Source organism: Clostridium sp. N3C (genome assembly GCF_900095445.1).
GTDB lineage: Bacteria > Bacillota > Clostridia > Clostridiales > Clostridiaceae > Clostridium_AU.
This window is the reverse complement of record NZ_FMJL01000035.1, coordinates 1-12706: the sequence shown is the minus strand read 5'-3', so window position 1 is coordinate 12706 and position 12706 is coordinate 1. Positions and strand designations below refer to the sequence as shown.

The following is a 12706-nucleotide window of genomic DNA, read 5'->3' as shown; positions in this document are numbered from 1 at the left end:
TATATTAAACAGGAAAATACTATTTATTAAAAACTTTTAGTCCTCCCTGTTCACAGGCTTAAATCTTTTTAATCTTAAAGCATTTAATACTACAGATACTGAGCTAATACTCATAGCTGCACCAGCTATCATTGGATTTAATAACCTTCCACCAAAGGCATACCATACTCCCATAGCTATAGGAATACCAAGGATATTGTATCCAAAGGCCCAGAACAGATTTTCCTTTATATTAGTTATAGTTTTCTTGCTCAATTGAATAGCTGTTGCTACGTCCATAAGATCGCTTCTCATAAGAACTATATCCGCAGATTCCATAGCTACATCGGTACCAGAACCTATCGCTATGCCTACATCTGCCTGAGCTAAGGCCGGAGCATCATTAATACCATCTCCTACCATAGCAACCTTTATTCCATTACTTTGAAGCTTTTTAACCTCATTAGCCTTATCTTGAGGCAGCACTTCTGCTAGTACTACATCTATTCCTACCTGTTTAGCTATTGCCTCTGCAGTTCTTTTGTTATCTCCAGTAATCATAGCTACCTCAATACCCATTTTGTGAAGTTTCTCAATAGCCTTTTTACTACTGGACTTTACTGTATCTGCCACCGCAACTATGCCTTGAAGCTTATTATCTATAGCAGCATACATAGGTGTCTTTCCTTCCTCAGCCAACTTATTTGATATTTCTTCAAAGTCTTCTAAGGATACATTTCTTTCTTCCATAAGCTTTCTGTTTCCAAGAAGCACCTCTTTACCTTCTATATTAACTTTAATCCCCTGTCCAGGAATAGCATTAAAACCTTCTCCCTTTAAAAGGTTCATTCCTTTTTCCTCAGTAGCCCTAACTATAGCCTCTCCTAAAGGATGCTCAGACCCCTTTTCAGCACTAGCCGCTATTTGTAAAAGATAGCTTTCATCTATTCCTTCTCCAGTAATTATATCTGTAACCTTTGGTCTTCCTTCTGTAATAGTACCAGTTTTATCAAAAACTATAGTTTGAATTTTATGGGCAGTTTCCAAAGCCTCACCGCTTTTTACAAGCACCCCATATTCTGCCCCCTTACCAGTACCAACCATGATAGCTGTAGGTGTTGCCAAACCTAAAGAACAAGGACAAGCAATAACCAATACAGAAATAAAGATTGTTAAAGCAAAGGTAAGATCCTTTCCTGCTATATACCAAGCTAACCCTGACAATAGAGCTAATCCAATTACTATAGGCACAAAGTAACCAGATATTATATCTGCCATCTTTGCAATAGGTGCCTTAGACCCTTGCGCCTCTTCCACCAGTTTAACTATTTGTGCAAGTGCAGTGTCTTTACCAACCTTAGTAGCCTTATACTTAATAAAGCCCGCCTTATTAATGCTTGCACCGATAACCTTATCCCCTATTTGCTTTTCTACAGGAATACTTTCCCCTGTAAGCATAGATTCATCAACGGAAGTTGTGCCTTCTATAACTTCACCATCTACCGGTAGCTTCTCTCCAGGTTTAACAACAATGATATCACCAACTTCAACCTCATCTACAGAAATAAACTCCTCTTTACCATTTCTCATTATGGTAGCAGTCTTAGGAGCCAAGCCCATAAGCTTTTTTATAGCCTCTGAGGTTTTACCCTTACTAACAGATTCTAAATATTTTCCTAAAGTAATTAGAGTAAGAATAACCCCTGCAGATTCGAAGTATAAATTGTGAACATAATGGTGATGGCCTTCAAATATCATAAACAGGGAATAAAAGCTATATAAGTAAGCCGCTGAGGTTCCCATAGCTATCAAAGAATCCATATTAGGGTTTCTCTTTATTAAGGTCTTAAAACCTACTCTAAAAAACTTGTTTCCTACAACCAGTACCGGCGTTACCAATAAAAGCTGTATAATAGCATAGCTTTTCCCGCTGCTGTCAGGAGAGATTATGCTTGGTAGTTTTAAACCTAGCATAGGCCCCATAGCAATAATAAGTAGCGGTACAGTAAAGATAGCAGATATTACAAACCTCTTCCAAAGGCCTTTCATTTCTGCTTCCTTTTTAAGTTTATCCCTATCCACAGATACCTCATCATCCACCGCCTTGTAGCCTGCCCTATCTACAGCTTTTTTAATATCTGATAATCTCAGTTTTGAGGAATCATAGCTTACATTTAGATTCTCCGTAGCTAAATTTACACTGGCACTTTCCACACCATCTAGCTTGGAAACAGCTCTCTCAACGGCCCTGGAACAAGCGGCGCAAGTCATACCTTCAATCTTAAGTATTTTTGTTTTACTATCAGTTAAGGCCTTATATCCAGCCTTCTCTATAGCTGACTGTATATCTTTTACTGTAACCTTAGTCTCATCAAACCTTATTAAAAGCTTTTCCGTTGCTAGGTTTACAGAAGCTTCCTCAACTCCTTCTAGCTTTTTAGAAACCCTCTCAACAGCCTTGGCACAGGCTGCACAAGTCATTCCTTCTATCTTTAAAGTTTTTTCTGTCATTTCTCCCCCTCCTTTTGGGTTAACATATTTATGGCCCTGTAATTATAATTAGCTAAAAACTACTACTTATCCATAACCTTGCTCAGTATTCCCATTATCTCATCTATCTTTTCTTCTCCATTGCCATGAGAAAAGGCATCCTTTACACAGTGAGTCAAGTGTTGCCTAAGTATTAATAAATTAGCCTTTTTCAAAAGTGCCTGTGCAGCAATTATTTGATTTGAAATATCTACGCAATAACGACCCTCTTCAATCATTTTTATAATACCCTCAATCTGTCCTTTAGAAGTTTTTAAGGCTTGTAAGGCTTTTTTCTTATCGTTATTCATTGTCATCACCTGCATCTTATTATTTAACACACCCCACCAGTGGGGTGTGTTCTCAATATAACATATTACATTTGCATTTTCAATAATATAATTGATAATTATTCTCACATATTTTTCCCATTAATCTTTAATTTAATTAATAGTTGAAGGTGGATCTTTAAAAATAAAAAAGCTTGCCTTTTTATAAAAAGCAAGCTGGTCTAAAAACATTATTTTAATCTAAAGGTTTTTGGCGCTACCTTATAAGTAACAATTAAAGCTACGATCATATAGATAATAGTTACTGCTGAAACTCCTAAGGTAAAATAATAAGAAGATGTTTCTATGTTTAAACAAGCCCAACAAAGCACATAAATTATACCACTTACTATTTTAAAAGCCGGACTCTTTATTGTTAGCTCTGCAGTGTAAGGTTGTATAACATAGTACATAAATAAGTGATGTATAGAAAAGAAAGCTGCTAAACAGATTATACATAAGAATAAAGGTACCATGCTCATGAGCTTATGAGCTCCACCACAAATTATAAACATTCCTGTCAATGCTAAACATATGGCTACAGCAGGAATAAGATTTAACACTAATACCTTTTTTATTCTTAAAGTAAAATTACTTAAAATAACTTTAGGTTCCCTGTAAAAGGCATATCTTAGCAAACTTGCATCGCAATTATAAAACATAGCCTTGCAACTTCTTTCACCGGTAGAAATAACATACATCCAAAATACAAAGGTTGGTGTGCTATTAGGAAGTATAGCCAAAATCTCTTCCTTATCTGCGTTGCTAATAGGTGCAAAAATTAAAACTACTGCAGTTATCAAAAATATAGCAGATATTATATACAACCTATTTTTCATAGGCTTTACCATTATTCTTCTATGTCTATGAAAGAACAAGGCATTTAGATAATCATAGCCAGTCTTTTTATCAAAAAGATTAGTTTTCAAATCTTCAGTATCCATTTTTTTATCATTTATTTGCACATCTGCAAATTCCAAATTCTTTATTGTAGCTTCTACTTCAAAAACATTTTCTTTATTAATAAAGATCCTTGATAGTTTTTTGTATTGATTATATTTAAACATATATGCAAAAGCTGCAATGGCAAGGGCAACAACTCCTATTATAAATAAACCATTAAACAACACTGTTTGAAAATTTATTGGACCTAATACTGCAGGCATAGCATAGGCCAAAAGTAGCCCTATTATAATAATTGAACCGGTGGCACAGTCACCTTTAACTTTTTTAGTTTTTTCCCACAGTAAAAGTATGATACCCTCTACTATAAACCTAAAAGCAATAAGCTCAACTAAGAGTGTTATAGCCTTTAAAGGTGACACTCCGCCCATCAATCCTATTAAAATTATAGGAAGTAAGAAGCAAATAAAATCTTTAAAATTTCTAAATATTATTTGGCTTAAATAGTAGTTCCTAGGTTCCTCTCTCATTAATACTATCATTAAAAATCCTTTTTTATCTGTCTTGTCCATTAATACATCACGTATAACAGGCCCTATAATAAAATTTAAAAAGAATAGTATATGTATAAATATAGGGCCAACACTAGCTTCATCTTTTGCTATTAATGATGCTGGTAAATACACCATGCTTGCTAAATATAAGGCTTTTGTAATAATAGCAAAAAGTATTGAAAATACTTCTTTTACTATACCTAAAATAAGCTTTGCCTTAGTTTCTCTATATATCCCTTCCGAAATATGCTTTCCTATTAGTGGAATTCTTCTAAGAAAGTGAACGAAATGATTTGCTCCTTCTGCAAAGGAAACCTTATAACTGTTTATAAAAGTATTAATCATTTTGACTCTCCTTCAAAATCTCAATAATCTTTTCTTCAAATTCAGAGCTCTTTAAGGCATCACTTTCTATTTCCTCTAACATTCCATTATTTAAAACAACAATCTCATCACATAAATCTGTTGCCAACTGTAATATATGGGTAGAAAATATAATTATATGATCATTTTTTATTCTCTTTAATAAATTTTTAATTTCTAGAGCTACCACCACATCAAAAGAGGTTAGAGGCTCGTCTAGCAAAATAATAGGTGGCCTTGTTATTAAAAAGCAAAGCATCTGCATCTTATTCTTCATACCATGGGAATAGCCCTTTATTAAACGATGCCTGTCCTCTTCACCTATATCAATAATATTAAAATACTCCTCGATGGTAAAAGGTTCTTTAATTTTATCCTTGTTAATATCAATATAAAATTTTAAAAACTCATATCCAGTTAAAAATTCAGGCAATACCGGGTGAGAAAAAACATATCCCACCTTAGAATAGTCTATTTCATCATAAACTTTCTCCTCTTCAATAAGCTTTATACTGCCAGAATCCTGGTCCAATTCGCCGCTTATACAATTGAAAAGAGTGGTTTTTCCTGCCCCATTTCTACCTAAAAGACCATAAATTTTCCCCTTTTCAAAGGTAAAGGATGCTCCTTTCAAAACTTGTTTTTCACCATAATTTTTCTTAATATCCTCTAATACTAATTTCATCTACATCCTCCATAGCATAAATCACTAAATTTTAATTAAGATAAAATCCCTTGTTTTACAATTATATCATAGTTCTTTTAAATAAATAGTACATTTTAAAAAAAGAACCTTTGTATAGAACTAGCCTTCCATAATCAAAGGTTCACTTGCTTTATTTAAAAAAGAATTTAAAAAATCTCCTTTTCTGCTTATTAGCTTCATTTAGCTTGTTAATCAATTCCTGTCGTATATTTCTTATATGTTCATTTCTAGGATTTAGTTCTAATATTCTATCACAAACTATGAGGGCATCTTGATCTAAGTTTCTAAAAATTAATAGTTTAAGTTTTAAGCGAAGTACATCTACGTTATTGCCATCCAATTTTAAAGCAATAGCACATTCCTTTTCTGCTTCTGCTATTCTATTTAATCTATATAAGGCCCAACCCTTGTTTTGATGTGCAATAATATAGTCCGGAAATATTTTGATAGCCTTATCGCAATTCTCAATACACTCTTGAAACTTACCCACATTATATAAAGAAAAACTTATATTTATATATCCATCTGCATCTTTAGGCTCTAGTTCAATGTACTTGCTATAATAGTCTATGGCTTCTTCATATTTATTTAAACTATTTAAGCAGTGTCCTATAGAATAATAATAACCAGCCACCGCCGGATTATAGCTTACTGCTTTTTTATATTCCTCTAAGGCCTTATCCAATGTCCCCTGCTCTTCCAAGGCAATACCTTTTAGGTTATAAAACCTATCTAGGTATTGTAATTGTAGTCTAATAGCTTGATCTGCCACCGCTATAGCTTCCTCAGTCTTAGACAAACTCAATAGGCACTTAATTATATAAAAGTAGGCAGCACTAAAATTACTATCTATCTCAATTACCTTTTCAAAGACTTTCTTAGCTTCCTCATATTTTTCCTTATGATGTAAACATAAAGCTTTTAGGTAATGATAATCAGCCTTGTTTTCATCCTCCTCAATAGCCCGATTACAATTCTGTATAGCTTCCTCATACCTTTTTAAGTACATTAAGGCCCTAGCCTTTTCATAGTATAATTTGCTATCTTTTAATCCGTAGCTCATGGCCCTATTAAAGACTTCCAGAGCTTCATCTAGTAAATTTATATCTATAAAGGCCTGCATTTTTATTATATAAACTTCCGTAAAGTATAGGTATTTATTTAGTGCTTCTTCACAGGTCTCTAAGCACTCCTCATATAACTCCAAACCTAAAAGAGCTGCTGCCTTATTTTTGTATCCATAAGCAGCATTAGGCTCTAACTCTATAGCAGTATGGGCACACTGTAAGGCCTCCTTATATTTTTCTAGCTTATTAAGTATATAAGCTTTATTATTATAGGCAGAAAAGTCTGCTCCATTTATTTCTATAGCCTTATCATATTGCTTTAAAGCATTATCATACTTTCCTAATTCCTCTAAAATATCCGCTTTAAGAAAGTTCAATTCATAATTATCTCTATACTTGCTAAGAGCATAACATACTGTAACATAAGCTAAATCATAATCCTTCTTCATAATCAATACTCTGCAATACAAAGAATAGCTTTTAGCAGTACACGAAGGTTTTGCCACTAGATCTTTTAATAGATTATAGCTCTCCTCTAACTTAAAAGTTTTAAAGTATGCCTCTGCCAATCTATACTTTTCCATATCATCTAAAGCTTCAATTTTTTTATTAAAACTATCTATGTAAAAACTATAAGCAGAATTTAAGATTACTCTTATGTCTTCTCTATACCTCGAAATATCATCTAACTTCTCTGCATACTTTATAGCTTCCTCATAGTTTTTCATAGATATACAGCATCGCGTTATGGAATAATAAACTCCTATAACTTCCGGTTCTAACTCTATAAGCCTTTTATAGTCTTCATAAGCTTCTTCAAGCCTTCCTAGTTTAGAATATAGTTCTGCCCTATAGAATATGGCATCAAAATTATGATTATCTTTTTCTATAATTGAGTTAAAGGTATTTAAAGCTTCTTCAACTTGCCCATCAGTTGCTAAATATCTACCTACTAATACCTTTAACCTTGGATGATCAGGGCAAATCTCCTCTGCCACCTTAATAGAAGTATAAGCAGTATATAAATCAACTTCTTCTATAACATTTCTTAACTTTGCTAATTCACTAATAAATTCGTCTTGCCTATTATCCTTACAACTTTTTAAAAGTTCATAATCAAAATTGCTTTTGTTATTGATTTTATAAACAACAAAATCTATGAACGGTCTTGGAAAATGCCTATACAAAGAATCCCTTTTAGCTTTCCAAGAAAAATAACTATCGAATAAGCGCCAAACCTCTGTAGGGAAGTTGTAATTATCCATGATGAAATTTAATATCCTATAACTTACTTCCTTTGAAGTTTCTACATTGTAACATATATCCCGTTCTAAAATACTAATCCAGCTATCTAGATCTAGTCTTCTTTCAAAAGATCTATAATTATCCTCAAAGTCCTTCATAAATTGCTCTATGGGGGATAAGAAAAAGGATTCATCATATTCCTCCTTTGCCTTCTTTAAAGCTTCTTCATAAGCAATTCTCAATCTTTGAAAGCCCTCTGGATCTATCTCTGGAGAGTATTTTGCAAGTAATCTAGAGTAGGCTCTTCTTATTTCTTTAATATCTTTAGTAAAAGAAATGCCTAATACTTCAAAAGCGTCCATTTAAAAATCCTCCCTACCTTCAATAGAGTCAAAGGTATCCTTTACCTTCTTTCTCATTTCCTCTATTTCCCTTAAATCTTGCCTTTCTAATACATCTTCGAATTCTTTTAAAATATTTCCTATCAATTGCCTTGTGCTGCCTAAACTCTCTTGAAATAATCTCTCACCTCTAGCTATTAACAACTTATTTTCATGGTTTTCCCTAGGATGAATTTTTAAATGGGATAAACTTTCTAGACGCTCTGCAATTTCTTCCTTACTCATATTCCCCGGATTCTTTTCTATAACCATACTACGTTTTACACCAGTAGATAAGACTGTAACTTCCACTTCTAAAATACCATTAATATCATAGGTATATCTTATATCTACAGCCTCTTCCCCTGCCTTCCTTGGAGGTACAGGTATATTTAATTCCCCTAAATAAATATTATCCTTGGATAATCGGGATTCACCTTGAAGTATTTCTACGTTTATCATAGTTTGATTGTCATAGACAGTATATAAAGTTTCTACTCTACTAACGGGAATAACTGTATTTCTCTCAATGATAGGCAAGAAATAACCGCTTTCATAATGACCATGAGCCTTTTTTACAGATATTGTAGTACCTAAAGTATAGGGACACACATCTGTAAGAATAATCTCTTTTAAAGCAGCATCCTTACCTTTCAAAGCAGCTTGCACTGAAGCTCCTAAGGCAACTACTTCATCCGGATTTATATTAACGTAGGCCAGCTTACCAAAAAGCTTGCTAACAAAATGTCTTATTACCGGCAGTTTAGTAGCTCCCCCTACTAGTATTATAGATTCTATATCACCAAGCTTTAAATTAGAATCATTCAAAGCTCTTTCTACCGGTTCTCTTAACCTATTTAGGAGACCTTTTACACTCTTTTCGTACTCTTCAATAGTTAAATCATAAGTTAATATTTCATTATGGATAGCACAAGTCATAGTAACATGGCGGCTTTCCCCAAAAGCTCTCTTTGCTACTTCAGCTTCCTTTCGCAACATAGCATAAGAAACATCATCTAAATCTTCCTTTCCTATTTTATGATGATTTAAAAACATATTTATTAAGACTTCTGTAAAATCCTCACCACCTAAATAGTTATCTCCTGCCACTGCCCTTACTTCCATAACATTATCAAAAAACTCTAATATGGATACATCAAAGGTACCTCCTCCAAGATCAAAAACTAATACCTTGGTGTCGTTCTTTCTATTATGTATACCATAGGCTAAAGCTGCTGCAGTAGGTTCTGTTATCAGCCTGTCCACCTTTAATCCCGCTAATTCCCCTGCCCTTTTAGTGGCCTTTCTTTGAGCATCGCTAAAATAAGCAGGTACACTTATAACTGCTTCACTTATTGGAATACCTAAATAATTTTCTGCATCTTCTTTTAAGGACTTTAATACTAGAGCAGACAGTTCCTCTGATAAAAATTTCTTATCTCCAAGCCTGTAAATCTTTCTAGTACCCATTGTTCTCTTAAAAACAGAAGCACTTAATTCTGGGTGAGTTATCTGTCTTTCCTTTGCAATTCTCCCCACTAGAATATCTCCATTGTCATCTATACTGACTACAGAAGGTGTAAGTGCCTCTCCTAAAGAATTTGGAATTATCACAGGCCCATCCTCGGTCCAGTAGGATATAGAACTATTTGTTGTACCCAAATCAATACCAATACTAACCATAGCATACCTCTCATATTATTTTTATCTTGGTAATTTTTTACACTTATAAAAATATTATAATATATGCAATTTAAAATTCCAAGGAAAAGGTCAAATATTATCAAATTGCTATAACTACACAATTATAAAATATGAACAATAAGTAAAAGGGACAGCTAATGTCGCTGCCCCTTGAATTTTTACTTCCCAATAAATGGTCATTAAAAAATCTTTTTTATTTATTTACTTACTACTCATACCTGTATAAATATATATGGCATCTCTTAAAAATTTAGCAGTTCCTGGCTGCTCCTTATCGTAATATGCGGTAAATCTTTCATCCTCCACATACATTTGAGCTAATCCTGCGTGAGCTTCTTTGTTGTAATATCCCCAAGCCATAGAAATCCACTGTTTGTGTAAATCTGCCGCCTTCTGGGCTAAGTCGCTTGCTGGATCTCCGCTTTTATAAGCCTCCGCTAACACCATCTTTATTTCCCTTTCAAGGCCTATCATCTTATCATAATCTTCTTTTGACATATTTTTAAAGGCTTTATTAGACCTTTCAACGGCATCATCACCATACTTTTCTCTTATCTCCTTACCATACTTTTTCTCATTTTCCTCTATAATCTTATCCTTAAAGCCTTCAAATTTTTCTGCATTGCTCATATCAATTCTCCCTTCTTCTGATGCGATAGTCTTTTCTACATTAACTATCAGCATATCAATTTGCTTTCTTTTCGCAAGGAGCTTTTCCCTATGCTCTTTAAGTGCAGCAATACTATTAAAGGAAGGTGAGTTTATTATGTCCTTAATGGCTTCTAATCCCATACCTAGCTCTCTATAGAAAAGTATTTGCTGTAATTTATCTACCTCTTCCTGTCCGTAAATCCGATATCCTGAAGAATTGATTCTCGCCGGCTTTAGAATCCCTATTTCATCATAATATCGTAATGTCCTAGGACTAACACCTGCTAGCTTACCTAATTTCTGCACTGTATATTCCATATTATCTTCCCTCCTTGCTACAAGAATAGCATATACCTTTACGTAGCGTTAAGGTCAATATCTTTTAAAAAAACTTTTTTAATAACCTATTACTTCACTGGCTATAGAGCTATTATATAGTTGATACATAATATTTTAAGAATCTTGTCACTTTTTATTAATGTACAAGTTAAAATTAATATTGTATATTTTTAATATAAATACTCTATACAAATATTCATTTAATTTTTTCATAGTGAGGTAATAGTTATGTGTAATATGGGCACCAGCGCCGATGTTTTTAACCCTCAAATTTTATATGCCTTAAACTGTAAAAATAAAGATTATATCAAGACATGCTATCACTGTCATGAAAATCTAGAATTGAGTTATGTACTTTCTGGTACTGTAACTTATAATGTTAATAACACCATATATAAACTAAAAAAAGGGGATTTTTTGATTTTTAATCCTGGTGTTTATCACGAAGAAATGCTTGCTCCAGGGGAAGAAGTTCATGAGCTACATCTAGGTATTGATAATATATTCATTAAAGGTCTTCCTAAAAATTTCTTGTTAAAAGAAAACTCTTCATCTCTAGTACATTTAGAAAAGTATAGTGAGGAGTTTGATTCTTTAATCCATCAAATAGTAGCTGAAAAGGAAAAAAATGAACCGGGCTTTGATATACTTCTCAAATCCTATTCTATGCAACTAATTGTATTACTGCTAAGAGAAACCTACTACGATGGTGGTATGCAGGAGCCTTCCCCCTTAAGTTTTAAAACTTCTGAAAAATCTACTATAGTTAGAACCATAATTGCCTATATGAACAAGAATTATAACGAAGATATTTCACTGGATAAGGTAGCTAAAACAACATATTTAAGCCCCGTTTATATATCAAAGGTTTTTAAAGAGGAAACAGGCTATTCCCCAATTAATTATCTAATTAGTATCCGCCTTAAAAAATCTAGAGAGCTGCTTGAGTCTGGAAATATTTCTGTAAAAGAGGCTGCAGAACAGGTAGGGTACAAGGATGCCTACTATTTTAGCAAGCTGTTTAAAAAGTATTACGGTTTTTCCCCCTCAAAGTTAATTAAAGCTACTAAATAGCCAATAGAAAAGACATATCCTTCTTTTTAAGGACATGTCTTTTTTATCGGCTATTATTCCGCATTTATAGTATGCTTCTGAAAGTCAAAACGATTTGTACCCCATACTCCCAATAATATAAGGGCGGATCCAACTATATGATATATTTCAAAGCTTTCATTTAGAAACACAACACCTGCAATTATAGATACAATGGTAGATATGTTTGAAAAAACTGACGTTCTGGCTGCCGGTAACTTTGATAAAGAATAATTTATCATAAAATAAGCAACTACAGAAGATAATATACCCAAATATAGTATAGATGATATAAATGTACCATCAGTTAAAGGCTTAAAATAGGATCTAATATCTCCTTTTGCCAAATAACTGCCTATAGATATAGCATTAAAAACTATAAAAGCCTCAAACATCATAAAATAAGTTATTTCCATAGGGGTAAAATATTTTGAAACCTTTCTTGACATTATATTAAACCCCCCTGCAGATAATACCGCACCTAGTAAGAGTATCACTCCTATTAAAGATGTTTCACCAGTTTTTGAATCTCCACATACTGTTATGAGCATAACTCCAGATACAGAAACAATAATGAAAAACACCTGCTTTTTGCTTGGAACTTCCTTTAAAAAGTAGGCACCTAAAACTGTGACTCCTATTGGTATTAAGGCAATCATTAAGCCTCCCACAGAAGATGATGTCAGCTTAATACCATAGGTTTCAAAAACAAAATATATAACAGGCTCTGCTAAGCCCAAAATAAGCAACCACTTTATAGGCTTATTCTTATAGTTGACCTTAATTATCTTTAATATGATAAGTATACTCATTATAGTAAAAGCGATAAGAAATCTAAAAGAAAGCAGTACAAAAGGGCTTGCTA

9 protein-coding genes are annotated in these 12706 nt (G+C 33.3%); 1 reads left to right on the top strand and 8 read right to left on the bottom strand.

Annotated elements, in window-relative coordinates; genetic code table 11:
- Window positions 1–36 precede the first annotated feature (36 nt).
- The 7 genes from N3C_RS10015 to N3C_RS09985 form a co-directional block, all read right to left on the bottom strand.
- The gene (locus N3C_RS10015; protein WP_074365897.1) at window positions 37–2490 is read right to left on the bottom strand and encodes a heavy metal translocating P-type ATPase; all 2454 of its coding nucleotides are present in this window, start codon (window positions 2488–2490) and stop codon (window positions 37–39) included.
- Window positions 2491–2552: 62 nt separating this feature from the next.
- Complete coding sequence (locus N3C_RS10010) at window positions 2553–2819, bottom strand: metal-sensing transcriptional repressor (protein WP_074365896.1); 267 nt, start codon at window positions 2817–2819, stop codon at window positions 2553–2555.
- Between the two features lie 209 nt (window positions 2820–3028).
- Entirely contained in the window at window positions 3029–4639 is a 1611-nt protein-coding gene (locus N3C_RS10005; protein WP_074365895.1) for a hypothetical protein, read from the bottom strand.
- The gene (locus tag N3C_RS10000) at window positions 4632–5342 is read right to left on the bottom strand and encodes an ABC transporter ATP-binding protein (protein ID WP_074365894.1); all 711 of its coding nucleotides are present in this window, start codon (window positions 5340–5342) and stop codon (window positions 4632–4634) included. Before N3C_RS10000 ends, N3C_RS10005 begins: the two co-directional genes overlap by 8 nt.
- Window positions 5343–5493: 151 nt before the next feature.
- Window positions 5494–8037, bottom strand: a complete 2544-nt coding sequence (locus N3C_RS09995) for a J domain-containing protein (RefSeq protein WP_074365893.1) — start codon at window positions 8035–8037, stop codon at window positions 5494–5496.
- On the bottom strand, window positions 8038–9738 hold the full coding sequence (locus N3C_RS09990) for a molecular chaperone HscC (protein WP_074365892.1): 1701 nt from the start codon (window positions 9736–9738) through the stop codon (window positions 8038–8040).
- 222 nt (window positions 9739–9960) lie between these two features.
- Complete coding sequence (locus tag N3C_RS09985; RefSeq protein WP_074365891.1) at window positions 9961–10728, bottom strand: MerR family transcriptional regulator; 768 nt, start codon at window positions 10726–10728, stop codon at window positions 9961–9963.
- 249 nt (window positions 10729–10977) lie between these two features.
- Here N3C_RS09985 and N3C_RS09980 point away from each other — a divergent pair, with 249 nt between their 5' ends.
- Window positions 10978–11823 (top strand): AraC family transcriptional regulator, encoded by an 846-nt coding sequence (locus N3C_RS09980; RefSeq protein WP_074365890.1) that lies wholly within the window; start codon window positions 10978–10980, stop codon window positions 11821–11823.
- Window positions 11824–11876: 53 nt separating this feature from the next.
- Here N3C_RS09980 and N3C_RS09975 read toward each other — a convergent pair.
- On the bottom strand, window positions 11877–12706 hold an 830-nt coding region (locus tag N3C_RS09975), incomplete at its 5' end, for a DMT family transporter (protein ID WP_074365889.1).